The sequence below is a fragment of the Pseudoalteromonas sp. AWM4_233 genome (assembly GCF_056158285.1).
The window spans coordinates 3,318,193-3,343,694 of sequence record NZ_JBSWSZ010000001.1; the positions used below are offsets into that span (position 1 = coordinate 3,318,193).

The following is a 25,502-nucleotide window of genomic DNA, read 5'->3' on the forward strand; positions in this document are numbered from 1 at the left end:
GTGCATATAATAATCGCAAGACCCTTAAATCACAAACTAAACCCGAACTCTTATGTTGCTAAATGTGGGGTTTATCGTTGAATTTTGGTAATTAAACCGAGCAGAGTTTAGCCGATGAGAAAACTGTTATACCATCACAGTGTTTTTAGTTTATTGAGCCCATCATGATTGAGATAAACAACCTCGTATTTAGCTGGCCTAAACACCCCGCCCCTACGCTAGATATTGCTAAGTTAACAATTAGCCAAGGCGAGCGGATATTTTTACACGGCCCAAGTGGCAGTGGTAAATCGACCCTGCTCGGATTATTAGCAGGTATTAATGCCATTCAAGCGGGTGATATTACAATTTTAGATACGCAAATGCGCCAACTCTCAGCCGCAAAACGAGATCAATTTAGGGCCGACCATATAGGTACGATTTTTCAAAACTTTAATTTGCTGCCATTTTTAGACCCAATTGAAAACGCCATGCTTGGCTGCCAATACTCTAAAATGCGAAAAAGCAAACTCACCCAATCTTTACAGCAAAGCGCTATTAGCTTGCTAGAAAATTTAGGGATAGATCAGGCTCTACAAGCTAAATCTGTCAGTGAGTTAAGTATCGGTCAGCAACAGCGAGTGGCTGCTGCACGGGCATTTATTGGTCAGCCAGAGCTTATCATTGCCGATGAGCCCACTTCAGCACTCGATGCCGACAGCCGTGAAGCCTTTATCGAAACCTTGTTTAACCAAGCGGAAAAATACCAAGCTACTATTTTATTTGTCAGTCACGACCACAGCTTGGCGCAGCTATTCGATAGAAAAGTGAGTTTGAATGAGATTAACGGAGCGGCACAATGAACTTAGCATCTCTGGCTTTCAAAAGTAGTTGGAATCGCAAATCGAGCGTACTACTCACTTTGTTCACCATCGCCATCAGTGTAATGTTACTGCTCTCAATTGAGCGAGTGAGACAAGAAGCAAAAAGCAGCTTCGCCAATACCATTTCAGGTACAGATTTAATTGTCGGTGCGCGCACGGGCGACATACAGCTGTTGCTCTCAAGTGTCTTTCGAATAGGCCATGCCAATAATGCCGTGCAGTGGCAAAGCTATGAGTACATTAAACAGCAACGCGGTGTAGCATGGACCATCCCGATAAGCCTTGGCGACAGCCACAAAGGGTATGCGGTATTAGGCACAGATAGCAGCTACTTCTCGCATTTCCGTTACGGGAAAAAGCAAATACTGGCATTTGAACATGGTCGCGCATTTCATAATGGTCGCGAAGTAGTTCTAGGCAGCGATGTGGCGAAAAAGCTCAACTATCATCTCGGAGAACAAATCGTGATTTCTCATGGTATGGGTAACACCAGCTTTCACCATCATGATGATAATCCAATGACCATAGTCGGTATTTTAAAGCCAACCGGCACGCCCGTAGACCGCACCGTACATGTGCCACTTATCGCCATTGATGAAATGCATGGTTCTGGTCATAACGCTTCGCCGCGCATGATTGGAAAGGCGATTAATAAACCATCAAACGAAGCTGTTCATTCTCATGATGAACATAAACATGAAGATCATGATCATCACTCACATGAAAAACATGACGATGAACACCACGAGCATGACGAGCATAGACATGGGGAACATCAGCATAAAACCCACCAGCTGGTTGAGAGTGAACCTGGCGAATTAATCGGCCAACCAAAGCAAATCACCGCGTTTCTAATGGGTTTTGATTCACCTCTTTATACTTTGCAAGTTCGTCGTAATATCAACCAATATAAAGGCGAGCCACTGCTGGCCATTATGCCTGGCGTCACTTTGCGTGAACTGTGGGGCATGTTAGATATTGTCGAAAAGATCTTACTGCTGTTTTCAATCGTGGTGGTGATCATCAGCTTACTCGGCATGCTGACAACCTTACTCGCCACGCTTAATCAAAGACGCCGTGAGCTGGCCATTCTGCGCTCAGTTGGCGCTCGACCTTGGCATATTTTCAGTTTGCTAACCAGTGAAGCGGTGATCATCACACTTCTCGGTTGCTTACTCGGAACAGCATTATTCTTTGTGACAATCTTGATAGCGCAACCTGTGTTACAGGCACAATTTGGCATTAGCTTGTCGCTTTCTATGCTCAGCAGCTATGAAGTTAAGCTATTGGGCGCTATTATGCTGGCTGGCACTGTGATGGGGATCTTCCCGGCATTGCGCGCCTACTATTATTCACTCAGCGACGGCATGAGTATTAAAGTTTAAAAGGTTATCTTAAGTATGAAATTATTTTCACTCTGCTTTGCTTTGTGCTTTAGTGCACTGAGTTTTGCCCAAGCACCGAAAGAAATTTTTTGGGAAGACTTAATCCCACAAGGTCATGTGCAAATTAGCAATCAAGATGCAGCCAGCCACGATGGCGCAGATCAAAACTGGGTGCAACCAGACTTAGACGCCCCTGTGGTAACAGCATTAGATGGTCAGTCAGTGAGTTTGCCGGGTTTTGTTGTGCCGCTTGAAGGTGACAGCGAAGTGATCACTGAGTTTTTATTGGTGCCATATTTTGGCGCATGTATTCACGTGCCACCACCACCACCAAACCAGATCGTCCATGTAAAAATCAAAAACGGCGTGCCAATCGAAAGTTTATACGATGCAATCACAGTCACTGGGGTTATCAAAGTTGAGACTTGGAGCGGCGAATTAGCGCAGACCGGTTACACCATGCAAGCTGTGGGTGTGGCACCATTTGAGCTTTAAACCTGTCGCCATAAATGACGACCTACGCAATCACCTGTAGGTCGTGCTTAAGCGCGTCAAAAATGCTTAGTGCAATACCTGATGAAATATTAAATTTTACGCACTAAATTAACGGCCCCAACTCCTTGAACTGCCACCTTTTAGCTTCAAACTTGTCGCCATAAATGACGACCTACAAAACCGCCCAAAACTCGTTAATTACTCTTTATTATTACCCAAGTAATACACCGCCGCGGGCTCTGAATAGTTTGGCGCGTGGTCGTAACTAAACACCGCATAATATTTAGCGATATCAGGATTACCAAAATTATCGAGCGTGTATTCATCTGGGCCACCGTAAAGCTTTACGCCATCAAACGGTGAACGCGGTGGGTGGAAGCAATTTCGCACCACAAAGCAACCGACAAAATCATCACTTTCTGGGTTTTGCCAAGTCAGTTTCACCACCCCATTTTCAACTTGTGCTTGTAACTCTGTAGGTGCGGGTAAAGCTTGATTACGCCGGTTTATGTAGCGAATATTTAGCTCTGCATTACTCCACTCAATTAACGCATTTTTAGCTTGTGATTCAGCGGTGGCACGGATCACAAAGTAATATGGGGTTTGTGTTTGATGTAAGCGCGCCAGCTCTTTTAAGCTGTAACTGTCGAACATAAAATCATGGGCAGTACGCTCTTTAAGCTGGGCATTACTCACTTCATAGCCGATATATTCGATTTTCTGACGCTGTTTAACGTGTTTAAAGTCGACGTCTTTCAACTCCACCAGCTCCACGGTAAAGCGCACGTCTTTACTCGATGGCAGTGAGTTTTGGCTATACAAGGTTAAGCAAGCTTGAGTAAACACGGTTTTTTCTGGCTCTAACTCGTGTTGATGCTCAAATGCCATTTGTCCGTAGACAATTTCACCTTGGTCGTCAAAACCTGAACATAAGCTATCCGCAATCACTTTCTCTTGATAAATAGTATTACAGCTGTTTGGCGTCAGTTTTAAGCTTTGCTCTGGTAGTTGATAAACCAACTCTAAATTAGGACGATAGTGTAAGCCGCTGCCAAATGGCCCATAACCAATGTCGAATTGCATCACTTGTGAGTCATTACCCAGTGGTAAACTGGTTGGCCCTTGCAAGCGTAAGATCAGTTTTTGCTCATCTAAAAGTTGAGAGATCAAATCTCGCTCGACGCCATTAAACGACCATTTAAGCCAAATACCTTGGGTCATCTTATCAGACTCAATTGTCTGCCCAAGGGTATGTAAAGCTGGCGCTTCACAAATGGCACTGTAGTCATAAATGTTGTCGATTTGATTTGGATCTAGCACCGATATCGACCATTCACCATACTTCTCTATTTTCGCATTCACCCGATTCATCGGGTATAAGAAAAACTCTGCCCGATCGATATGTGAGCCTTCTGGAATATTCGCCAAATCGAATACCACGACCCCCACGCTCGTACCGCGTTTTTTATCGACACCAATAAACATCGAATTATAACCAAAGCGTTCACGGGCCTTTTGTTGATAGTTAGCACTTAAATAACCAACTTGCTCTTTGGCTGGGAACAATGTGCGGCTACATTGATGCTCTGCCAATAAGGTTTTTAAACGCAGCTCAGGGCTAAACGGCGATTTAATTTTAGTGACTTTATCGACAGCACGGATGTTGTAAAAATAAAACTGTCCGCTTTCAAGTTGTGTATCGGTGAATGACAATGACTTGGTAATTGCCACTAAGTTAGCTTCATTACAGGGGCTTTTATTGTGTTCAGCACGATACAATTCAAAATAAATATCTTCTCGCTGTTCATATTCCCACTCAAGCTCCACGCTATCGTGACCCACTTGCTTTATGGTGAAGTCAGGTACTCTTGCAGGCGCAAGGTTTGAATAGTTAATCGCCTCACCCAAAGCATAGGCAACCGCTGGAATATTCTCGGCCACACTCTGCGCCATATTCTTCATATAATCAGGTATGTTACGGGTACCTACCTCAACCACTGTGGCAATAATCCCTTTGCGATAGTAATACTCGCGGCCGCTGCCCTGGATCAGCTGTGCAGGCGGCTTGCCACGATGAATGCCATACTGACGTCCTGTGACTTTTTTAATCTCGTTATTCATGTTGGCACACAACACATTTAAATCTGTGCCTTCAATCTCAACTTCGTGATTAAACTTATGGGCCGGAAAGAACACATTTCCCTGTGAGTGGTAGTCAAGGGCAATACAAATGTTGCTGCGCTTTTCGACGAAGTCACGGATGGCACAGGTTTCAGGCTCTGAAAACGCATGCGGACCACCGTAAGTGTTCGATTGCGTATTGGTATTTCGCATGAATTTAGCGTCAAAGTTGCGGTTAAGATCCACCCCAAAAGTGCCATCACCATTATTGCGGCGGTTCTTACGCCAAAATGAAAAGTGATTCCGCGAGTATTCAAATCCATCTGGGTTTAGGCAGGGCACCATATACAGCGTGTTTCGTGTTAACGCCGTTTGTAACTTAGGGTTAAAGCGATAGTTGTCTATGACATACTGAATAAACTTGATCGCTAACTCATTCCCTATCCATTCCCGTGCGTGAATGGTGCCCGTATACAATAACGCGGGTTTGTCATCCGCATAGGTGACATCCAATGACAAAGTAACCAGCATAATGGGCCTGCCCTCCCAGGTTTCACCGATACTTTGCAGACGAATTAAATGCGGATGTTCACTCATCGCTTTTTGTAAAAAATCGATGGTGTCTTGATACGACGCGTACTGTATTTTCATGCCTACTTCCCGTTATGCTTTTGTAAAGGCGTGCCAGTGATCAACGATTTTCTCTAGCTTTTTCGCTTTGAGGTTTTTTACAACACACAGCTGTTCAGGCTCAGTATTTAAAGCCTCAACCACGCCAGTTGCGCCAAACGTCGCTAAGATGTCATCAATCATTTTGTCACCCACGCCTTTTACTTCTCCCAGCATGGCGCGAATTTGTGACTCATCAAATGCCACATTCGGTAAATCGGTTTCAGACATGACTTCATCACTGCCTGGTACAGGTTGCATGGCTGACGCTGGTACCACTTTGGCAGGCAGTTTAAAGTTATCTTGTAGATTCCAGATCTCACTCGGCCACTCTTCACCCGCTCGGTACTGGGTATCAAAGATTGGATATCTTTGCTCTGTCATATCGGTAAATAATTCGCCGCAGTCTTGGCTTGGGGTATATTTAGAGAAACCAATATGGCGCATGGTACGAAGAAAACGCGCATCGATTTTGCCCAGCTCTTCCCAGTTATAAATAGGAATATTTGGTTTGCTAAAACGCCCTTCGCCCAATAGCCACATCAAGTATTGGCCTATCCAGTCACGGATATAAGGGAATGCAGCAAAGGCAGTCGCACACTCTAAAATACGTAGCTTGCCATCTTTGCCTAGCGCAATATCACAGGCCCAATATTCTGCATTCGCCGCTTTTGAGGTCTTGGTCGCCAAATCAAGCACTGACTTTGGAATACCTTGGTAATCCATGCTACCGCCCTGGCTGGTGTTAGTTAGCCACTCTCCTTCAGGCGGGCGTCGCCAAAACGCACAAACAGGTTTGTGACCAATCAGCATAACGCGAATATCTGCTTCCATCGGCACAAAATCTTGCACATAAACGGGGTAATAACGCTTTTCACTCAACAGGCTCTGCGCTTCTTCGTAGCTATCTACCTTATGGACAAAGTAACCACCATAATTCGATGGGCCGTAAGAACGCTTAATAATCTTCGGATAAGTCGCCGAGGCAAGATAAGACTGTGCCTTTTCAGGAATATAGAAAATTTCAGTATGCGGGATGGGCAAGTCGTATTTACGGCAAAAGTGCGTGACATTTTCTTTTGATTTATTTGAAAACTGACTATCTAGTGACGGTAAAAAACGTACTTCAGGAAGAGCACGGGCAATGTCACGAAATGTCTCGTACGCCGTAGCTGGAATATTACCAATTAACACATCGATTTTTTTACGCTTCACTTCTGCAATAAAGCGGGCTTTATCATTGCCCCAATGATAGGTCACTTGCTCAATTTTATCGGGCCAACCTTTAAAGTTAGATTTATCAAAAAAGCGCAGTACATAGTCCAAATAAAGCAGACCGATTTTTGGCAGTGAGGTTTTCTTCGTCATGATTTAAGCCACCTTGGCAGATTGCAGTGAAAGTTTGCGTTGTACAGTTTTGTCTATCAGCTCGACCATGGCCGAGATTTTGCTGTGATTAAAATTAATCCCCAGCGCTTCTTGTTCAGGCGTGGCAAAGGCTGGAATGGTATTCACTTCAAGCACCACATATTCTTCTCGTTCGCGGTCGTAAATAAGGTCAACACCAGCGATCTCTAACCCGAGTGTTTCTGTGGCTTTAACTGCAATATCAACCACTTCGTCACTTGGCTCGCGCACGAATACAGAGCCACCGCTGGTGATGTTGGTTTTCCAATCGTCTTTTGGTGCCTTACGGCCATAACAGCCCACACATTTGCCATCGACAATATCAATGCGATAGTCGGTGTTGTCATAATTGATAAAGCGCTCTACGTAGAAGTAGCGTAAGTCGGTGCGGCTTAAAAAAGGCATTAGCATGTCGAGCGCCTGCTCAGAGTCAATTTTTACTATGCCAACGCCACCCCAGCCGTCGGTTGGTTTGTAAACCAACTTACCGCCGAAGTCGCGGATGGCTGACTTTAAGCCGTCCATGTCGTTCTTGTGACATAAACGGTAATCTGGCGTTACGATGCCTTGCGAGCTTAATAAGTGAGAGGTACGGAATTTATCTTCAGCAATCGAGAAAGCGTTGTAGTTATTTAGCGTCGGAATGGTCTCGCTCAATGTTTGATACAAGTAAAGCTGATACTGAGTTTGCTGCCCTGCGTTATAGCTTAAGAACGTATCTAACTTTTCCATGGCGATGCCATTACACATAATTGAGCCGCCTTGCGCTCTGGCATCTCTTAAATTTAATCCTGTTGAGGTTTGAATGCCTCGCTCAGCCAAAGCGTGAACTAGTTTTTGCTCGATGGCTTTACCGCCACCATTTTCGTACATCCAAATGCCTACATGAGGTGCTGTCACAATGTGCTCCTTGTTTTCAAAACGGGTATAGCGCAAAAGAGTTATTTGCGCTGTTGGCGGCAATTTAAACGGATCAAGATGACACTTTTTTGACCAATTGCAGCGAACAAAATTTGTTCATAAAACATTCACCTCCTTGAAACATAGTGTCGAGAAACTGGCGGCAATTAAATACAGGGAAATCCGTTATGACACAGATAGATTTTGCAGAATTAGCAACCCTTATTCGTTGTAATTCTCACAGTAAAAACAAAGCAGGGATTGATGAACACGGCGAGCAAATGATTGCGCTGCTTGCGCCTTTAGGTTTTGCTATGACCCGTTACCAAAGAGAAAATATTGGTGATCACTTGCTTTTCCATACACCTAAAAGAGCAGGTAAGAAAGTCTTACTGCTCGGCCACCTAGATACCGTTTTTCCGCCCAATACCTTTACCGAGTTTAAGCAAGATGACGACTGGGTGTATGGCCCTGGAGTGTGCGATATGAAAGGTGGTAACTTTGTTGCTCTGAATGCACTTCGTAATTTAAAAGCGGAATTTGGCCCACTTTATAACATCGATTTTTTATTGGTCAGTGATGAAGAAACTGGCAGCGATGACAGTAAATATTTAACCGCAAAACTCGCCAAAGACTATGACGCGTGTTTGGTATTTGAAGCGGCAGGTAAAGATCACGAGGTCGTTATTGGTAGAAAAGGCATTGCCACCTTCGATATTGAGATCATTGGCAAAGCCGCCCACGCCGGCAATCACTACGCTGACGGCATCGACGCCAACTATGCGCTGGCAAATATGCTCACCGAAATGACAGCCCTGACCGATTTAAAAAAAGGCAGCACCGTCAATGTCGGTAAAATCTCAGGCGGTTTAAGCACCAATACTATTTCGCCCAAAGCCAACTTGATGGTCGAAGCCCGCTTTAAAACTTTAAAAGAGCAACAGCGATTACTCAAAGGCATAGAGAATATTTGTTTCGCCATGGAAATCACCGGTGTGCAAATTAACGTGAACGGTGGCTTGCAACGCGGCGTGATGAGCCCAGATACAATGCAACAGCAGTTACTCGACGAGATTGCCACGATCTTAGATGAGCCGCTGAAAACCGAGCAACGCGGCGGTGTGTCAGATGCGAATGTAGTCAGCGCTGCAGGCGTGCCAACCTTAGATGGCTTTGGCCCATACGGCGATGGCGACCACACCATTCATGAGCGCGCATTAAAAAGTAGTTTTGAGTTACGTATTAAGCAAGTGACACAGATATTGTCGGCATGGTGTTATCAAGCTGACAATGAAGAATCTAAACAAGATGCGCTCGAAGTTTAAAAATATTCATGCTTTAGGCTATTTAAACGAAAAAATAGCTTTTTAAGGCCAGTTTTTGAACGTTTTTCAAGCAAATATCGATTTCATGCTTGGTTAGCTGTGAGTTTAAATTTCTTCAATTTAATTTGACTGATTTTTGTGCAAATTTTGTTGTGCTTATTTACCGATAAGTACAACAAATATAAGGAGCATAAAATGAAATTAAATAAGATTAAAAAGCAACAGCTTAAAAACTTAAGTCAGAGTAAGATGAATAACGAGCAAACGGCAGCAGTCGCAGGCGGTACTTATACCAACCCAGCGCTTAGCTGTATCTCTTGCTTAACTGACTGCCCACTTTATAGGTGTTCAGCATTCAGTAAAGCTGTTATGGCTTGCTAAGTTCTAGCCTATAAAAAAATTAAGCCGGTTTGCACCGGCTTAATAAGTCACTTGAATTGTAGCTATTCACGTCACGCTCTTAACCAAGAATGATGAAAAAACCAAATAATAGAGTGCGAGAAAACAAAAGCCAAAAAGTATTGATATGTTATTTCTGTAACAAAATTAGCTAACACCACTACAGACAAAGTAGTCAATAAAATCGTCTTGAGTATTAGTTGAATACTTGGCTTTACACTAATTGTATGATTATGCTGAGCTGAAGTTTTAACTAAAGGCACAGAAATTAAAAGGGTAAATAACAACGACAACCCAAAAACCGCGAGGCCTTGCTCAAAGTTTAGAGTCTGCGTAATAGCTAAATATGTGTAAGCAACAGCACATACGGCATGAAGTAGATAAAAAACTGCATACTTGCGTGCTACTGGCACATATCTATTTAAATAATGTGCTTTTTCTGCCTTGCAAGCCTCTCCAACTAGTCCCTGCTTAAGTAACATAACCAAAGCGATATGGCCCATCGCAAAAAAGAGTGGCAACACCTTTAGTCCACTGCTGGTCATTATCACGAACGCGATAACAATCAGACTGAAAACATATAACACAAGACCTGCTTTGTTTTTAAGCAGGTTATCTTTCAATGAAGCAGTCAGATAACTTTTTTCCATAAATAATCCTTATTTAAGAAATGTAAAAATACAGCTGTGAAAATATTAGTCTCTGTAAATCATGGCCGTTAACGATACGGTTAAAAAAGGTACAGCACAACTAGAAATAGAAGATACTGGCTAGACACTAAAAAATTCGCATTTAATTCTGACACTTAGGGCAATACACGGTACTTCTCTGTCCCAAACGAATTTCTTTCAGTACGGTTTTACAGGTCACACACTCTTCGCCTTTGCGTCCATAAACCAGTAATTGCTGGGCAAAATAACCCGGTTTACCGTCAGACTGTGCGAAGTCTTTCAGTGTTGTGCCGCCTTGGGTGATTGCCGCAGCGAGTGTGTCTTTGATGATTGGCGTGAGCAATTTATAGCGCTTTAACGACACCTTGCCTGCTTCGCGTTTAGGATGAATACCCGCTTTGAACAGCGACTCATTGGCGTAAATATTACCGACGCCCACAACCACATGGTTATCCATAATAAATTGCTTTATGGGCACCTTCTTGTTGCGCGAACACTCAAATAAATGCTCGGCAGTGAATTCATCGGTGAGTGGCTCAGGCCCTAGCTTTGCGAACAACGCATGAGACTCATCAGGCGCTTGCCATAAACACGCACCAAAACGACGTGCATCGTTTAGACGTAACGCTTTGCCATTATCGAAGTGGATCTCAATATGATCGTGTTTTTTTAGCGGCTCACTGATTGGCACAATGCGCAAATGTCCCGACATACCCAAGTGTAAAATCACACTGCCAATATCCGTATCAAGCATTAAATATTTCGCTCGACGGCGCACACTGTTGATCGTCAACCCTTCAATATCTTTCACTTCATCTGGAACAGGCCAACGCAAGCTTGCATTGTGTACCAATACTTTACTGACTGTTTGTTTTTTAATGTGTGGGCTAATGCCTAAACGGCTGACTTCGACTTCTGGTAATTCAGGCATGAGGTTCTCTAATGTCTATTTCTTTAAATATGTTGAGGTTAATGAGCTGATGCTTGCGCTAAGTTAAGCGGTTCAAACAGTTGATACGCTAGCTCTGATTCTAAGATCAACCAAGATTGCTGCTGCTTATCAAAAATATAGTATTGCTCGGCATCTTGATAGAGTTGAAAGCTCCAAGGTAACTCTTCGCCTGCTAACCAAAACTGCGCCACACTGACGGCTTTGCTACTCGGCAAAGAAATATCTGTCAGCTCTAGCTCAACTTGTTGCCATGCATCAATCAACAAAGGCAATTGATTCGGGCTTACTTGCCACGGCCCTTCACTACGCCAAGCTGTGCCAATGCGCTCAATTTTGTAGCCAGGAAAAGCCAATGTCAGTACAAACGTTTGTTCGGGTAAGAGTCGCTGAGGACCAAACACTTGCTCATTCGGGTTGAGCTTATGATGCAGACCATTTAAAAAGAAGATCATGATCAGCATGGCGAAGATCACCACGTTATTCCATGCTTTACGACTCAATCCCATGCGCTTGCCTCTGTGCTTTATTGCTTTTATTAAATAGTCGTTTTGCAGTGTATCGAAAAACATCTTCACTGTGGAGCATGCTTTTGCCCTGTTTTGCTTCGGTTAGGCTTAGATTTAGGTCTAAAAATGCATCGACTTGCTATTAAACTGTCGTGATTGTTTGCTAGAATATCGCGCAAAATTTAAGGAGTTCCGTCCATGGCAATGTATGTAGTGGGTCATAAGATCCCTGATTCAGATTCTATTTGTGGTGCAATTGCACTTGCATATTTAAAAAATCAAATTGGTGAAGCAGCAATCGCAACGCGTTTAGGCGATGTATCACCTGAAACACAGTTCATTCTAGACACGTTTGGTTTCGAAGCGCCTGAGCTTAAAATGAGCTATGCAGGTGAAGAGGTTTACATCGTAGACCACACAGAAAAAACACAAGCACCAGATGATATTGATGAAGCAACGGTTGTGGGTGTTGTTGACCACCACAAACTTGGCGACTTAACGACGTCTACACCGCTTGAGTGTTGGATCCGCCCTGTTGGTTGTTCAAACACCATCATCAAGATGATGTATGACTTCTACGGTGTTGAAATACCAAAGAACATCGCGGGTCTTATGTTAGGTGCAATCCTATCTGACACTGTTATCTTCAAGTCACCAACTTGTACGACTGCTGACATTAAGTGTGTTGAAGTACTTGCTGAAATCGCAGGCATCGAAGACTACAAAGCATTCGGCATGGAAATGTTTAAAGTTAAATCAGCGGTTGAAGGCACGCCTGCTCGAGACTTAGTTATGCGTGACTTTAAAGACTTCAACATGAACGGTAACCTAGTCGGTATCGGTCAGTTAGAAGTTATCGACCTAGCTGTATTTGACGACATCAAAGCTGATCTTGAAGCGGATATTGCAAAGCTGAAAGAAGAAGGCGGCCGTCACTCTGTATTCTTACTACTTACAGACATCATGAAAGAAGGTTCACAAATGCTAATCGCATCTGATGACGAAGGCATTGTTGAGCGTGCTTACGGTGTTGCGCCTGAGCAAAGCCGCGTATGGTTAGATGGTGTACTAAGCCGTAAGAAGCAAGTAGTACCACCACTACAAGACGCGTTTGCATAAGCAATAACTAGCAAGTTATGTAAATAGCTGATAAAACCGAAGCAATGTCTTCGGTTTTTTATTGCCAATAACCTATGCAGCAACATGTATCTAGCCAATTACTCATCGACCCCGGCGTAATAGCCATTTTTGGCGCAGTGCCAAAAACGGCTGCACATCAACACACGCTTATTCAGATCACCTTACCTATGGGTGACGCGGATATGCGCCTTACTCTGCCAAATAACGATGAAATACAGCTCACTGGTGCAAGCATCATTAACCAAACAATCAGCCATCAACTCACCATGCAAACTGGGTGGGTGATCTTAATCGAGCCAAGCTGCAACCTTGGCATGCAACTCATGGCGAAACTGGCTGATAAAGCCTTTATTGAAATCGAGATAAATAAACCCTTAAACAGTACTCAGACCCTTAGTGAGTTGCTCAGTTTGTGTGGTTTAACCCATGCACTTCAAACCATACTTGATGCACGTATAGCTCGCTTACTCGATAAGCTTAATCTCTGCATTGGTCATGAGTGTGTGAAACCACAACAGTGGCGCGCAGCAGACATTGCACTTGAGCTCAATCTCTCAGAAAGTCGCTTTTTGCATTTGTTTAAAGACACTATGCAGATCCCCTGGCGACCTTACTTATTATGGCGAAGATTGATCTGTGCAGTACAGACATTACAGCTAGGAAAAACCGCCACTGAAGCGGCGTATATTGCAGGTTTCTCAGACAGCGCGCATTTGAGCCGCACTTTTAAAAAGCAGTTTGGGTTGAGTTTGAGGGAATATCAAAAACAAAAATAATATTTGATAAGAAGACCCAACCTAAACGTTCTTTCTAGGACGAGTTAGAGCCATTCAGCTTTTCTCTCTGAAAGAATCTATTAAGGCATGGACAGAAGTATTTATGCCAGCCAAAAGACAAATCACAATAAACCTAGACTCTTGAGCTAACTCTTCCGGCTCAATCCGCATCTCTTGCAAAGCATATAAAACAACAAGTAAGCAAATACAAATAGATATAATTAACTTGATCACACTGACACTTTTATCAAAGCAAACATGCTTGGAGCGCCCATAATAGAATGAAATAAAAAACGACAAGATACTTAACGTAAAAAAGCCAATACTGAAACCATCAGCTAGCCTAAATCCCAAATAATAAAAAAGCTGATATAAAAAAATACTGGGATCAAATGTATAAAATAGAAATAGTTGATCTCTTTGGGCAATAATCTATTGTGCACTTTGCGTCCTTGTTTTAAAAAGTGTGATGGTTTTGAGCCTTAAAATCACAAGTGAGCGTTTGATTTCTTTGTATATTCCGTTATCCCTTACAAGACCAAGAAAATTATACTTTTTCCAAGAGAGGAACAACTTCCTTAACACTAGTTGTTAATATTATCAGTGTGTGCCACTTGCTCCATTCGCCCCAGATAAGCTTCAACGATTTTGGCGTAGCCTTCACCTTGTTTAAACTTCTTCAATTCATAATTAAACCTATCTCTGAGCATTTTATCTTTAAAAGCGACACTGGCGGTGACTGGCGGGATTAAGTAATGATGTTTAAAAATATCTATGGGCCTTTGTTTGTCGTTCAAGCGGTAGAAGTAATAAAAAATATATTGGTCTAATACTGCAAAGTCGTAACGGGATTTCGCCAGCATCTCGGGGATCACCGACATATCTGCCGACTCTTTATATCGCGCTTGCTCCGACATGGTTTTAAACGCATCACCAAAATAGCCCGGCGCACCTTGGAAAGTAATCAAAGAATATTTTGCAAGATCGCTGATAGAGTCGGGAGATAAATTACGCTCAGACAAAGAAAACACCATGGGCTTATAGGTAACAATAGGGTCGCTGATATAAAAGTTATCGCTATCTTTTGCAAAGAATATCGGTGCCATTAGATCGTACTGCCCCGAGCGAACTAATTTTTCAGCACGGCCGAGCGCGACAAAATGCAAATTAACAGAATAGCCGAGCTGCCTGAGCACGGCTTTGGTCACATCTAAATCTATGCCGCTGTAGAGTTGATGATTTATGGTATGAGGCGGCCCTTCGCTGGTGACTAGGTTTAGGGCGTGGGTAATATGAGAAAAGCACAATGAAAATAAAAAAGCACAGTATTTTACAAACGACCCTTTTCCTCTATTTCGTTTATGAAAATGACTGTGCATCTTAATTCCATGCTATGTAAGCCTGATTTACTCACCTTTAAGTTTAGGAGTAATCACGAGGAGGTAAAGTACTGTACTGACAAAAATGTCAAATTAGCCCACGCAACTCCTAGTAAGCTCGCAGGCCATCAAGAATTAGAAAAGTAATTAATCATTACGCTCTAATATCTCTAGTGTTGCTTTGACAACAGTATCTGGATGTTCAAAAAACACTTGATGACTGGCGTTTTCAAGTACGTAGTATTGTCCTTGGGTTTTATTAGCAATATCTTTACTCCATTGCGTCCCCTCTTGCTGCCACTTTATAAGACCCGGCTTTTCTTCTTCAGTCGCATTAGCAATATCTAAACGCTCAAAGTCGCTGTCAATTACACTAATAGGCACATTTATATTGTGCTGTAATGGCTCTGCAATATTCAGATCGTCATGATAGTTCATCATTTCTTTTATACGTGTTACTTGATTTTCGACTTGCAACCGCAGCTCAGTTACTTGGTCATAGTAGACCCAATCCATTTTCTCTTGATGGTTTGAAGGAATGAGCTTGACGATCTCTTCACGTTCAATGGCAATACGCTCACGACTCTTTTCTGTCCAATTTCCGCCACGTACATGCTCAACATATTCGCTTTTATATTTTCGCAGGCCCGCAACCGCGCCACTTTGATATTGAGCAATCGAGTGAGGCAGTAAAATATCGGGATCAGCCCACACAATACCATTCACCTGAATTTCAGGGTTGGGATTATGTAAGTACATGAGAGTCGCTAAGTTACTGTTGGCGAAACTCAAGAATGTTACTTTTTTAATGTCTAATAAGCTCAGTAGTTCAGGCAAATCTGCCGCCAGTTGTTTGAATGAAGGTTCTTCGGTATCGGAGCTCCAAGCATTTCCCAGCCTATCTATTACATGCACTCTTGCATGCTCCGCAAGTAATGGTTGTACAAGTGAGGCCCAGGCGGAGTCGCTGTGAAAAAACTTGTTCGCGCCTGAGAGGATCACCACATCTCCCTTTTCAGTTTGTTTACCCATACTTCTAACGTGGTAGTTTTTAGTATTCACCGTATAAAGCGCTGAGTATTCAGGTAAAGCGTACGCGCTGCTTTGATTAAAAAAGTCTAATAGCTGGTTTGAGGTTGAGTAGTTTTCAAAAGACCAAGCATGACCCCCGCCATCAATGCTGACTAATTTGCTTAATAATTTAGTGTCGGTTGAAGAACGATATAATTTCTCAGTAACGCGCTCACTGGGCGTACTTTCAGACACTATGGCATCAGGTATGGTCTGGCTAGTAATCAATTCGACGGCTTTAGGCGCCGAAATAAGCCCAAAGTTATGATGTACCAGACCTTGATAAGGTAAGACTCTATCTGCAGTGCCTTGCACTAACATATAACTTGTAGGATCGGTAATACTACACATACTCGATAACCTATCTGACATAGGCGATGCCACACTCGCGACAGCTTGAAACTTTTCACTGAACTTACACAGCATGTTTTGGCTGAACAGCCCACCTTGAGAAAAACCGACCGCGTAGTTTTCACCTTCCAACAAATTATATTCGGCATGCATTTTATCAATCAATTGAACGATAAATTCGACATCTTTAGCACCCAAACGATGTGCAATATTGCACTCACACCCTTCATCCCACTCTACCTCCTTAGATTTAGGATAAATTACAAGGTAGTCATCGCTTAATAACTCAAATCGCGTCATGCGTTGCATACGTTTTTCTGTTCCTCCTGAACCATGAAAAGCAAATAATAACTTGTATGCTTTTCCTTCTTTAACCCCTCCTTCAGGGAAGGCCAAGGTATAAAAACGATCTCCTAAACTTAAATGTAAATCACTTGAGGTTTCCTCCGGTGTTTCATTGAGTTCAACCTGCTCTGTGTGGTGGCTCTGGCTTCCACAAGCTTGTAGCACACCAGATAATACAAGGGCTAATAATAACTTTTTCATTTGTCTCTCCTGTTTTGCCAAGAGACTAAATTTGCTGCTACATTATTGTCACAACCTTTAATCGAATTTATCGTTACCTTTTGCTTACCTAAAAAATAAGTATAAAAAACATTAGGCTAGGTATGAAATATCAAATACATGACATCATCTTTGATACTCAAGAAAAAGCGCTTTTTCATAATGGAGAAAGCGTTTTATTGGAAGCCAAGTCTTATCACCTATTATTAGCCTTTACTCAAAGTAACGAACCCGTTCTATCGAGAGATAAATTAATTGAGTTGGCCTGGCCACAACAAGTCGTCTCTGACGGTGCGGTAAACAAAGCGATTTCTAAACTTAGAAGTCATCTAGAACAGCTATCACCAGATGTTGAATTTATTGTCACCAAGCCAAAGTTTGGCTATCAATTTTGCGCACCTGTAAAAATACTGTCTGAGCCTAATAACACACTGGGCTCCGCAACCTTAGAACCGTCTATAAGACCTCAAAATAGATGGTTAATCATCGTCATTTGCACTTTTTTGCTTATATCGCTGTTTTTCTTATACATACATAACACTTTGCAGAACACAGAGGAAAAAACCAAACAAACTGAGTTCAGCCAGTTTAGATTTACCGCGCTCGATGGGGTAGAAACCAAGCTTAGTAGTTCAAAAGACGGGCAAGTGTTATTCATTAATACTGATGTAAATGGTCAAGCATCACTGTACTTGAAGGTAAATAAAGACATCCCAAAAGTATTGCCGATAAAACTGACTGACGTTCGAGATATTCGACTCGCTCCAGATGGGAAAGTCATTGGACTGGTGTCTCAAAATAGAGAAAGCTGCTTAATAGAACAGGTATCTCTCGCTTCTTTTGATAAAAAGACATTGCTCGATTGTAGTCAGTTTTCGGATGTAAAAATTGCATGGCACTACGATATGCAGAGGCTCTTTATTCAAGCCAGAAAAAATAACGCAACGCCCTATAAAATATATCAATTTAAGATAGCAACTCAGGTACTAGAGCAAATATCCTTGCCACAAAAGCACGCTGCTTTAAATGGTGATTTTCGATTGGCCGCTCATCCCACTCAACCTCGTTTAGCATTTGCTCGATATCTTGAGTCTGATCGCAGTGAAATTCATGTGCTAAACACCCATACACTAGAAAAGCTGGCAACTTATCCTGTACCTTATGTGGTTGGTGCTTTAGCCTGGGACGCAGAAAATGATGTACTGTTTTTTACTGCAGAAAAGACCTTACTACAAATTGATACTCAAAGTGGTTCTGAAAACGTCATCAAACAGCTGAGCTATCCGATTGAGTCAATTACCAGTACCCTCTCTTCTAATGGCAAGGTATTACTCGCGACTCAATATCACCCTAGCAGTCGTATAAAAAGATATGACCTCAACACACAAGAAACCAAAACCATGCTTAACAATGCTGCGCTCAACCGTTTGCCAAGGCAAACTGATAATCAGTCACTGTTGTTTCTCTCAGATATGATGGGCACGCATGATTTATGGCAACTTAAAGGCGAAGCATTACACAAAATCTCGCTACCATTTGAATTTGGCTTTAGACGCTTTCAAACTGATAAAAAAGAAGAGTATGTACTTTTTGAAAAACTGGGCGCTTTATATGAGCTTAATTTACTCACCAATGAAGTGAATAAACTCATAACAGCTGAGCACAAAGCGTATGTTGCAAACTATAGCCAAGACGATAAAAACATCATCTATAGCAGTCAAAAAAGCGGTCAATGGCAATTATGGCTGTTTAACAAAACGACTTTAATACACACTCAATTAACACAGTATGGTGGCTATAGTGGGTATCAATATCAAGGCGGGCTGATTTACTCAAAAAGGAACCAAGCTGGACTGTGGCGTTTTTTTGAGGGTAAAGAGACTTTACTTATCAAAGATTTTAGCAATATAAACTGGCTCAACTTTCAACTAATAGAAGACAAGGTTTACTTTTATCGAAAGGATTCAGGCATTTGGCGCTATAACTTAACAACCAAAGAAGCTGAAAGAGTCATGGCGAGCAATCACCATTTCATCAACCAGTTTCATATTAACTCAGCACAAAATGCAATTTTGTTTGCTGAGCTCAAGCCTATTCAAGGTGATGTGCAAGGCTTTGTGATTCATGACATGCTCTGACTCTCTAACCACTTGCACACTGTTCACACTCTGGATCTTTAAATAACCCAAAGGACTTTTGCTCTAACGTTAAACCATTAACTTGTTTAAACACACTGCCGCTATAATGACCTAAAATCATGTTTACGGTATAAAGCGCCTGCATTGAGCCTATAACGCCGAGCAGCGGGCTGATTACTCCAAAGTTATCGCAATTTTGCGATACTTGCTCGCTCCCTTCTGGGAATAAGCAGGCATAACAAGGACTTTCGCTTCTAAAATCAAATACCATTACTTGACCTTGGGTTGCGATGGCTGCACCTGAAATTAGTACTTTTTGCTTCGCAAGGCAGTATTCATTCAGTAGATAACGGGTTTTAAAGTTATCACTACAATCTAGGATAAAGTCGGCATCAGCCAATAACACATCTAAATTTTCTGCGCTTAAACGTGCGTGCACAGGATTTAGTGAAATTTGATTATTTAGACTGGTCAGCACCTTGCCCGCAGCTTTGGCTTTGCTTTGACCGAGGTGGTTTACCTTATACATAATCTGACGTTGAAGGTTAGACAGCTCAACTTCGTCATCATCAATGAATGTCAGTTTCCCTATGCCTGAAGCCGCCAAATACAGTAAAGCCGGACTGCCTAAACCGCCACAGCCTACCACCGCAACTTTGGCACTTTTCAGCTTATTTTGCCCAGCTTCGCCAACTTCTTTGAGTAACAAGTGGCGGCTGTAACGCAGCCGCTCTTTGTCATCCAATGCCATTAAGCCTCACCTCGTCCTTTGCGAATTGCAGCTTTAAGCTCAAGAACCGCATTTTGATGATCATCAGCTAAAGTGATAGCACGCACAACCGCGACACTGCCCACACCAGTACTGGCAACCTGCTCAGTACGCGCAATATCAATACCGCCTATGGCCACGGTCGGGTAATGTGCTTTCATTAACGGTACAAAATGCTTGAGCTTTTCAAGGCCCTGTATTTGCCCTGTCATATCTTTGGTTGTGGTTGGATAAATCGCCCCAAATGCCAAATAGCTCGGGCGATAGTTATGCGCTCGCACCATTTCATAAAAGCCGTGTGTCGATACACCTAAACGTAAACCCGCATTTTGAATTGCCGACAGGTTTGCTTCACTTAAATCTTCTTGACCAAGATGCACACCATATGCACCATGCTCAATAGCTAACTGCCAGTAATCGTTAATAAATACTCGGCCTTGATATTTCTCACCCAGCATGATGGCAGTTTTGATCTCCGCTTCTAGGTTTGGATCATTCGGATCTTTAATGCGCAGTTGAACGGTCGGTACGCCTGCGGCTAAACATTTTTCAATCCAATCTGCAGTATCAACAACCGCATAAAGCTCAAGCTCACCCTCGGTGTCAGCAAAACCTGCTGCAAAATTAAAATCATCCGGCGCGGCCAGTTCTAATTCATCGGCTAACCAACTACCCGGTTCAATCACTTGCGGGAAATGCGTTAAGTCTTCTGGGAAGCCCGTATGCGCTACAGGGCCAATGCCTTCGCCATAACGCTCGGCGCTTGCTAAACCTTGGTTGATATACGCTTTACCTAAAATAAATGCATCTTTTAACGGGTAACCTTTGGCAAGGCAAGCCGCGATACATGAAGATAAACTACAGCCCGTGCCATGGGTATGTGGAGTGACTATCGCCTCGTTTCCTAGCCAGTATTCTTCTTGGCTGTCACTGCGACAATAATCTATGCAGTAGCCTTTCGGGTAATCCCAGTGACCACCTTTGATCACCGCTGAACCTGCACCAAAAGCCTGCAGCTTTTCGGCCGCTTCAACCACTGAACTTGGGCCAATAAGGTAAATACCTGTGAGTAACTGTGTCTCGTGTGTATTTGGCGTGATCACATCCACCAGCGGGAAAAGATATTTCTTTAGCGCGTCAACGGTGTCTTCTTCGGTTAAGGTGTCACCACTGGTTGCAATCGCAACCGGGTCATACACCACCACTGGCGGCACCGCCCACGTTTTTTTGTAGTGGGCGATATGCTCGGCGATTAACTCTACTTGCGCAATATTGGCAAGCAAGCCTATTTTAATCACTTTTGCAGGCATATCTTGCGCCAGAGCATTGAGTTGAGACTCAATCACGGCATTACTGACAGGATTAATGGCGTCAACCCCAAGGCTGTTTTGAGCGGTTAGTGCCGTAATAACCGTACAACCGTGAACACCAAAGCTGTGCATGGCTTTAAGGTCGGCTTGAATACCTGCGCCACCGCCACTGTCTGAGCCTGCAATACTCCAAACAACTTCTGACATGTCAGACTCCTAAATTCTTTATCTATTTTAATCTTGGTGCCAAAACGGCATCCCCATGGTCGGCGTAGAAGGTGCCGCCACTTCTTTTTCAGGCATGGCTTTGGCTTCATAACTAAAACGCCCTGCTTCTACTGCTGATTTAAACGCTTTGGCCATGGTCACCGGGCAACCCGCACCAGCAATGGCCGAGTTTAATAGTACCGCATCATAACCTAGCTCAAGCGCTTGGCAAGCGTGAGATGGTAAACCTAAGCCAGCATCCACAATGAGAGTATGCTCTGGCAGGCGCTCACGAATGGTTTTTAAATTATAAGGGTTAATTATCCCTTTGCCTGTACCAATTGGCGCCCCCCAAGGCATCAATACCTCACACCCCAAATCAGCCAGTCGCTGACAGATTACTAAGTCATCAGTGCAATAAGGCAGTACTTTAAAGCCATCTTTGATCAAAATATCAGTCGCTTCTAATAAAGCCACGGGATCAGGCTGCAAATTATACTCATCACCAATCAGCTCTAACTTGATCCAGTCTGTATCGAAGACTTCGCGACACATTTGCGCCAAGGTCACCACTTCTTTGACACTGTGGCAACCTGCTGTGTTAGGCAATACGCGCAGCCCTGTGTCTTTGATTAATTGCCAGAAATCTTGGCCAGCTTCAACTGAATTTTGACGTCGCAACGACACAGTCACAATTTGCGACTGCGATGCCACCAGCGATTGCTGCATAATTTGCGGAGATGGATAAAGCGCAGAGCCTATCAATAAACGGCTATCAAAGGTTTCGCCATAAATAGTGAGTGGTTTATGCATGTTTAGCCCCCTTGAATAGGCGACAATAACTCGATTTGATCGCCCTCTTTTAATTCAGCCACAGCACATTGGCTGCGCGGTACAAACTGCCCATTTACAGCCACAGCAAATGGCGGCACTGCGCCTTGCGATTCAATAAATGCTTGTAAATTAGTGTCGGTTAACGCGACTTGTTGACCATTGAATACGACGTTCAAAGTAACCCCTTGCTCAGTGCTTGCTGCACCACAAAGGGTGCAAGTAAATAACCATGGCGATATAAGCCATTAATTTGGATGAGGTTGTCTTTCACCTCAATGTTTGGACGATTATCAACAAACGCAGGTCTTAGCCCAGAATTAATCGACATCACACGCCCCTCACTAAAGCCGCTGTGTACCGTGTAGGCAGCTGACAACAACTCAAGGGTAGAGCGCACCGTGATCGGGCCATTATCTTGCGACTCAATTTCAGTCGCACCAATGACAAACTCGTGATTTGGTTTCGGCGCAATGTAAATTGGGTAGCGAGGATGCATTAAACGCACAGGACGAGTTAACGTCACTTCTGGTGCGTAAACGCGTGCGACTTCACCACGAACACCACGTAGCCCAGACACTTCATCTTTAGCGCCTAAGCCACGACAATCGATGATCCAATCGAATGCTTCACCGTTAACTTGCCCCTGCTCGCAATGCACAGACTGACCAAAATGAAAATCAATGTCTTGCTGTTGTAAGGTCTCAAAACTGGCGCGATAAAAAGCCAAGTTATCGAGCTGGCCTTCACAAGGTAAAAATATGCCTTGATGAAAACGCCCTGCAAGTTCTGGTTCTAACTGAGAAATGTCTTGGCTATTGGCTATGTGTGCTTGGTGCCCTGCGAGGGGTTTTAAGCGCTGTGAAAAACTTTGTAAGTCACCCTTGTCTTGCTGGTGTGCCACAACGAGGGTACCTGCTTGTTGAAAAAATACCGGGGAAGAAAGTTTTGCTAAAAGTTCAGGCCAAAGTGCCATGGCTTTTAAGCCATCTTCGGCTAAATCTGCTTCACAAATTACCGACTCTGCCAACGGCGCTAACATGGCCGCCGCTAACACACCGGCGCTGTTATTTGCTTGTGCGTCGTCTTTTTCGAAGATGCTTAGTTGATAGCGGTCCATCAGCATCAATGCTGCAACACGCCCCAACAAACCAAACCCTAATACAGCAACTCTTGGTTTACTCATTTCTGCCCCTAAAAACCCGAAGGTTATAAAACAATGCCATGCTGTCCGCATGGCATAATCATCTAGTGTGACTAGATGGCTTTGTGATAAAGCTCAGAGCCTGTTTGTTTAAACTCTTCAGACTTGGCTTTCATTTCAGCTTCAACATCGATCATCTTGATCTTAATTGCGTTGTTATCAGAAATATCAACACCTTGTGCTTCTAGGTCTTTCGCGTAGTCACGTACTTCTTGAGTGATCTTCATTGAACAGAACTTAGGACCACACATAGAGCAGAAGTGCGCCACTTTACCCGACTCTTGCGGTAGTGTCTCGTCGTGATATTCAAGTGCACGTTCAGGATCTAGACCTAGATTGAATTGGTCGTGCCAACGGAACTCGAAACGCGCTTTTGATAACGCGTTATCACGAATTTGTGCACCTGGGTGACCTTTTGCTAAATCAGCTGCGTGAGCGGCGATTTTGTATGTGATAAGGCCTTCTTTCACGTCTTCTTTGTTTGGTAGACCTAAGTGCTCTTTTGGTGTTACATAACACAGCATCGCCGTACCATACCAAGCGATCTGCGCAGCACCGATACCAGAAGTAATATGGTCGTAACCCGGTGCGATATCGGTCGTTAATGGACCAAGTGTATAGAAAGGCGCTTCATGGCAGTGCTCTAATTGCTCGTCCATGTTTTCTTTGATCATATGCATTGGCACATGACCTGGACCTTCGATAAACACCTGAACGTCATGCTCCCAAGCAATCTTCGTCAGTTCACCTAAAGTGCGTAACTCTGATAATTGTGCTTCATCGTTGGCATCTGCAATTGAGCCCGGACGTAAACCATCACCCAGTGAGAAACATACGTCATACTGCTTCATGATCTCACAGATGTCTTCGAAGTGTGTGTATAAGAAGTTTTCTTTATGGTGCGCTAAACACCACTTCGCCATAATTGAACCACCACGCGATACAATACCGGTTACACGTTTTGCCGTCATCGGTACGTAGCGAAGTAATACACCAGCGTGGATCGTGAAGTAATCCACACCCTGCTCTGCTTGTTCAATCAGCGTATCGCGGAAAATTTCCCATGTTAGGTCTTCAGCAACACCATTTACTTTCTCAAGTGCTTGGTAAATTGGTACGGTGCCGATTGGCACTGGTGAGTTACGTACCACCCATTCACGCGTCTCATGGATATAACGACCAGTAGACAAGTCCATTACCGTATCTGCACCCCAACGCGTTGACCATACTAGCTTCTCAACTTCTTCTTCGATTGAAGAGGTAACAGATGAGTTACCAATGTTAGCGTTCACTTTTACTAAGAAGTTACGACCAACAATCATTGGCTCTGATTCAGGGTGGTTGATGTTGTTAGGAATGATAGCTCGACCACGTGCAACTTCTGAGCGAACGAATTCTGGTGTGATAAACTCTGGAATTTCAGCACCAAACGACTCGCCTTTGTGCTGTTGCGCTAATAATTCTTCACGAATTTTTTCACGGCCCATGTTTTCACGGATCGCTACGAACTCCATTTCTGGGGTAATAATGCCCTGACGCGCATAGTGCATTTGCGTGACGTTTTTACCCTTTTTAGCACGACGAATTTTAGGTAAGTGCTCAAAACGAATGTGATCAAGACCTTCATCAGCCATGCGCTGTTGAGAGAACTGTGAGGTTACAGACTCCAGCTCTTCTGTGTCGTCACGCTCTAAGATCCACTGCTCACGGTATTTAGGTAAGCCCTTGCGAACATTTAGTTCAAAGCCCGGCTCTGTATAAGGGCCTGATGTATCGTAAACACGGATTGGGTCATTTTTCTCAAACACAGGGTTTTCTTCTGTGCCACCAATAAAGCTGTCGCTTAGAGTGATTTCGCGCATACCCACACGTACACCCGCCTGCTCACCTTCTACATACACTTTTTGTGAGTTTGGAAACGGTTGACCAGTAAGGTTATAAATATATTCTGATGCCGCGGCACGGGTTTCGCGACGGCTTGGCTTGCTACTATTGTTTGACATGACTTGCCTCATGGTTAGTTAAGGTGTCTTGTCAGATCTCCAGATGGAGAGAGATGGGGGTTAGCC

22 protein-coding genes are annotated in these 25,502 nt (G+C 43.4%); 8 read left to right on the plus strand and 14 right to left on the minus strand.

Annotated features, from left to right (window positions below):
- Positions 1 to 164: 164 nt before the first annotated feature.
- The 3 genes from ACXAC4_RS15100 to ACXAC4_RS15110 are packed head-to-tail and all read left to right on the plus strand — an operon-like array spanning position 165 to position 2,743.
- A complete protein-coding gene (locus ACXAC4_RS15100; protein WP_475163033.1) occupies positions 165 to 842 on the plus strand; it encodes an ABC transporter ATP-binding protein in 678 nt (225 codons plus the stop codon).
- Positions 839 to 2,248 (plus strand): ABC transporter permease, encoded by a 1,410-nt coding sequence (locus tag ACXAC4_RS15105; protein WP_475163034.1) that lies wholly within the window; start codon positions 839 to 841, stop codon positions 2,246 to 2,248. Before ACXAC4_RS15100 ends, ACXAC4_RS15105 begins: the two co-directional genes overlap by 4 nt.
- A gap of 15 nt (positions 2,249 to 2,263) precedes the next feature.
- Positions 2,264 to 2,743, plus strand: a complete 480-nt coding sequence (locus ACXAC4_RS15110; RefSeq protein WP_475163036.1) for a DUF3299 domain-containing protein — start codon at positions 2,264 to 2,266, stop codon at positions 2,741 to 2,743.
- 198 nt (positions 2,744 to 2,941) lie between these two features.
- Here the strand turns inward: ACXAC4_RS15110 and ACXAC4_RS15115 are convergent, their stop codons facing one another.
- From ACXAC4_RS15115 to ACXAC4_RS15125, 3 genes are read right to left on the minus strand one after another with little or no spacing between them, the layout of a single operon-like run.
- Complete coding sequence (locus ACXAC4_RS15115; protein WP_475163038.1) at positions 2,942 to 5,515, minus strand: M14 family zinc carboxypeptidase; 2,574 nt, start codon at positions 5,513 to 5,515, stop codon at positions 2,942 to 2,944.
- A 12-nt stretch (positions 5,516 to 5,527) separates the two neighbouring features.
- A complete protein-coding gene (locus tag ACXAC4_RS15120) occupies positions 5,528 to 6,901 on the minus strand; it encodes an ATP-grasp domain-containing protein (protein WP_475163040.1) in 1,374 nt (457 codons plus the stop codon).
- Between the two features lie 3 nt (positions 6,902 to 6,904).
- Complete coding sequence (locus ACXAC4_RS15125; RefSeq protein ID WP_475163043.1) at positions 6,905 to 7,840, minus strand: ATP-grasp domain-containing protein; 936 nt, start codon at positions 7,838 to 7,840, stop codon at positions 6,905 to 6,907.
- Between the two features lie 188 nt (positions 7,841 to 8,028).
- Between ACXAC4_RS15125 and ACXAC4_RS15130 the strand changes: the two genes are divergently transcribed.
- Both ACXAC4_RS15130 and ACXAC4_RS15135 read left to right on the plus strand, forming a co-directional pair.
- A complete protein-coding gene (locus tag ACXAC4_RS15130) occupies positions 8,029 to 9,165 on the plus strand; it encodes a M20 family metallopeptidase (RefSeq protein WP_475163047.1) in 1,137 nt (378 codons plus the stop codon).
- Positions 9,166 to 9,360: 195 nt separating this feature from the next.
- Entirely contained in the window at positions 9,361 to 9,546 is a 186-nt protein-coding gene (locus tag ACXAC4_RS15135) for a hypothetical protein (RefSeq protein WP_390448421.1), read from the plus strand.
- A 71-nt stretch (positions 9,547 to 9,617) separates the two neighbouring features.
- Here ACXAC4_RS15135 and ACXAC4_RS15140 read toward each other — a convergent pair whose 3' ends face one another.
- From ACXAC4_RS15140 to ACXAC4_RS15150, 3 genes are all read right to left on the minus strand, one after another.
- Positions 9,618 to 10,214 carry a hypothetical protein gene (locus ACXAC4_RS15140; RefSeq protein WP_475163052.1) on the minus strand — a complete coding sequence of 199 codons (597 nt, stop codon included), beginning with the start codon at positions 10,212 to 10,214 and terminating at the stop codon, positions 9,618 to 9,620.
- 142 nt (positions 10,215 to 10,356) lie between these two features.
- Complete coding sequence (gene mutM, locus ACXAC4_RS15145) at positions 10,357 to 11,166, minus strand: bifunctional DNA-formamidopyrimidine glycosylase/DNA-(apurinic or apyrimidinic site) lyase (protein ID WP_475163054.1); 810 nt, start codon at positions 11,164 to 11,166, stop codon at positions 10,357 to 10,359.
- 38 nt (positions 11,167 to 11,204) lie between these two features.
- Positions 11,205 to 11,756, minus strand: coding sequence for a hypothetical protein (locus ACXAC4_RS15150; RefSeq protein WP_475164164.1), 552 nt, complete (start codon positions 11,754 to 11,756; stop codon positions 11,205 to 11,207).
- A gap of 135 nt (positions 11,757 to 11,891) precedes the next feature.
- Between ACXAC4_RS15150 and ACXAC4_RS15155 the strand changes: the two genes are divergently transcribed.
- Entirely contained in the window at positions 11,892 to 12,812 is a 921-nt protein-coding gene (locus ACXAC4_RS15155; RefSeq protein ID WP_010562021.1) for a manganese-dependent inorganic pyrophosphatase, read from the plus strand.
- 74 nt (positions 12,813 to 12,886) lie between these two features.
- Positions 12,887 to 13,609, plus strand: a complete 723-nt coding sequence (locus ACXAC4_RS15160; protein WP_475163056.1) for an AraC family transcriptional regulator — start codon at positions 12,887 to 12,889, stop codon at positions 13,607 to 13,609.
- Positions 13,610 to 14,193: 584 nt separating this feature from the next.
- Here ACXAC4_RS15160 and ACXAC4_RS15165 read toward each other — a convergent pair.
- Both ACXAC4_RS15165 and ACXAC4_RS15170 read right to left on the minus strand, forming a co-directional pair.
- Complete coding sequence (locus ACXAC4_RS15165; protein WP_475163058.1) at positions 14,194 to 14,988, minus strand: substrate-binding periplasmic protein; 795 nt, start codon at positions 14,986 to 14,988, stop codon at positions 14,194 to 14,196.
- A gap of 147 nt (positions 14,989 to 15,135) precedes the next feature.
- Positions 15,136 to 16,956, minus strand: coding sequence for an alpha/beta hydrolase (locus ACXAC4_RS15170; RefSeq protein ID WP_475163059.1), 1,821 nt, complete (start codon positions 16,954 to 16,956; stop codon positions 15,136 to 15,138).
- 122 nt (positions 16,957 to 17,078) lie between these two features.
- Between ACXAC4_RS15170 and ACXAC4_RS15175 the strand changes: the two genes are divergently transcribed.
- Entirely contained in the window at positions 17,079 to 19,112 is a 2,034-nt protein-coding gene (locus ACXAC4_RS15175) for a winged helix-turn-helix domain-containing protein (protein WP_475163062.1), read from the plus strand.
- A gap of 4 nt (positions 19,113 to 19,116) precedes the next feature.
- Here ACXAC4_RS15175 and ACXAC4_RS15180 read toward each other — a convergent pair whose 3' ends face one another.
- The 6 genes from ACXAC4_RS15180 to thiC all read right to left on the minus strand — a co-directional run bounded on the left by ACXAC4_RS15180 (position 19,117) and on the right by thiC (position 25,436).
- A complete protein-coding gene (locus ACXAC4_RS15180) occupies positions 19,117 to 19,863 on the minus strand; it encodes a HesA/MoeB/ThiF family protein (RefSeq protein WP_475163063.1) in 747 nt (248 codons plus the stop codon).
- On the minus strand, positions 19,863 to 21,398 hold the full coding sequence (gene thiE, locus ACXAC4_RS15185; protein WP_475163064.1) for a thiamine phosphate synthase: 1,536 nt from the start codon (positions 21,396 to 21,398) through the stop codon (positions 19,863 to 19,865). The genes ACXAC4_RS15180 and thiE overlap by 1 nt, the downstream gene beginning before the upstream one ends.
- Positions 21,399 to 21,425: 27 nt before the next feature.
- Complete coding sequence (locus tag ACXAC4_RS15190) at positions 21,426 to 22,211, minus strand: thiazole synthase (protein WP_475163066.1); 786 nt, start codon at positions 22,209 to 22,211, stop codon at positions 21,426 to 21,428.
- A 2-nt stretch (positions 22,212 to 22,213) separates the two neighbouring features.
- The gene (thiS, locus tag ACXAC4_RS15195; RefSeq protein ID WP_058031113.1) at positions 22,214 to 22,408 is read right to left on the minus strand and encodes a sulfur carrier protein ThiS; all 195 of its coding nucleotides are present in this window, start codon (positions 22,406 to 22,408) and stop codon (positions 22,214 to 22,216) included.
- Positions 22,405 to 23,415 carry an FAD-dependent oxidoreductase gene (locus ACXAC4_RS15200; RefSeq protein ID WP_475163067.1) on the minus strand — a complete coding sequence of 337 codons (1,011 nt, stop codon included), beginning with the start codon at positions 23,413 to 23,415 and terminating at the stop codon, positions 22,405 to 22,407. The genes thiS and ACXAC4_RS15200 overlap by 4 nt, the downstream gene beginning before the upstream one ends.
- Positions 23,416 to 23,486: 71 nt before the next feature.
- Positions 23,487 to 25,436, minus strand: a complete 1,950-nt coding sequence (gene thiC, locus ACXAC4_RS15205) for a phosphomethylpyrimidine synthase ThiC (RefSeq protein ID WP_475163068.1) — start codon at positions 25,434 to 25,436, stop codon at positions 23,487 to 23,489.
- Between the last annotated feature and the right edge of the window lie 66 nt (positions 25,437 to 25,502).

Coding starts and splice junctions, on each gene's coding strand:
- ACXAC4_RS15100 (WP_475163033.1), top strand. CDS start 165: ATGATTGAGATAAACAACCTCGTATTTAGCTGGCCTAAACACCCCGCC.
- ACXAC4_RS15105 (WP_475163034.1), top strand. CDS start 839: ATGAACTTAGCATCTCTGGCTTTCAAAAGTAGTTGGAATCGCAAATCG.
- ACXAC4_RS15110 (WP_475163036.1), top strand. CDS start 2,264: ATGAAATTATTTTCACTCTGCTTTGCTTTGTGCTTTAGTGCACTGAGT.
- ACXAC4_RS15115 (WP_475163038.1), bottom strand. CDS start 5,515: ATGAAAATACAGTACGCGTCGTATCAAGACACCATCGATTTTTTACAA.
- ACXAC4_RS15120 (WP_475163040.1), bottom strand. CDS start 6,901: ATGACGAAGAAAACCTCACTGCCAAAAATCGGTCTGCTTTATTTGGAC.
- ACXAC4_RS15130 (WP_475163047.1), top strand. CDS start 8,029: ATGACACAGATAGATTTTGCAGAATTAGCAACCCTTATTCGTTGTAAT.
- ACXAC4_RS15135 (WP_390448421.1), top strand. CDS start 9,361: ATGAAATTAAATAAGATTAAAAAGCAACAGCTTAAAAACTTAAGTCAG.
- ACXAC4_RS15140 (WP_475163052.1), bottom strand. CDS start 10,214: ATGGAAAAAAGTTATCTGACTGCTTCATTGAAAGATAACCTGCTTAAA.
- mutM (WP_475163054.1), bottom strand. CDS start 11,166: ATGCCTGAATTACCAGAAGTCGAAGTCAGCCGTTTAGGCATTAGCCCA.
- ACXAC4_RS15150 (WP_475164164.1), bottom strand. CDS start 11,756: ATGTTTTTCGATACACTGCAAAACGACTATTTAATAAAAGCAATAAAG.
- ACXAC4_RS15155 (WP_010562021.1), top strand. CDS start 11,892: ATGGCAATGTATGTAGTGGGTCATAAGATCCCTGATTCAGATTCTATT.
- ACXAC4_RS15160 (WP_475163056.1), top strand. CDS start 12,887: ATGCAGCAACATGTATCTAGCCAATTACTCATCGACCCCGGCGTAATA.
- ACXAC4_RS15165 (WP_475163058.1), bottom strand. CDS start 14,988: ATGCACAGTCATTTTCATAAACGAAATAGAGGAAAAGGGTCGTTTGTA.
- ACXAC4_RS15170 (WP_475163059.1), bottom strand. CDS start 16,956: ATGAAAAAGTTATTATTAGCCCTTGTATTATCTGGTGTGCTACAAGCT.
- ACXAC4_RS15175 (WP_475163062.1), top strand. CDS start 17,079: ATGAAATATCAAATACATGACATCATCTTTGATACTCAAGAAAAAGCG.
- ACXAC4_RS15180 (WP_475163063.1), bottom strand. CDS start 19,863: ATGGCATTGGATGACAAAGAGCGGCTGCGTTACAGCCGCCACTTGTTA.
- thiE (WP_475163064.1), bottom strand. CDS start 21,398: ATGTCAGAAGTTGTTTGGAGTATTGCAGGCTCAGACAGTGGCGGTGGC.
- ACXAC4_RS15190 (WP_475163066.1), bottom strand. CDS start 22,211: ATGCATAAACCACTCACTATTTATGGCGAAACCTTTGATAGCCGTTTA.
- ACXAC4_RS15200 (WP_475163067.1), bottom strand. CDS start 23,415: ATGAGTAAACCAAGAGTTGCTGTATTAGGGTTTGGTTTGTTGGGGCGT.
- thiC (WP_475163068.1), bottom strand. CDS start 25,436: ATGTCAAACAATAGTAGCAAGCCAAGCCGTCGCGAAACCCGTGCCGCG.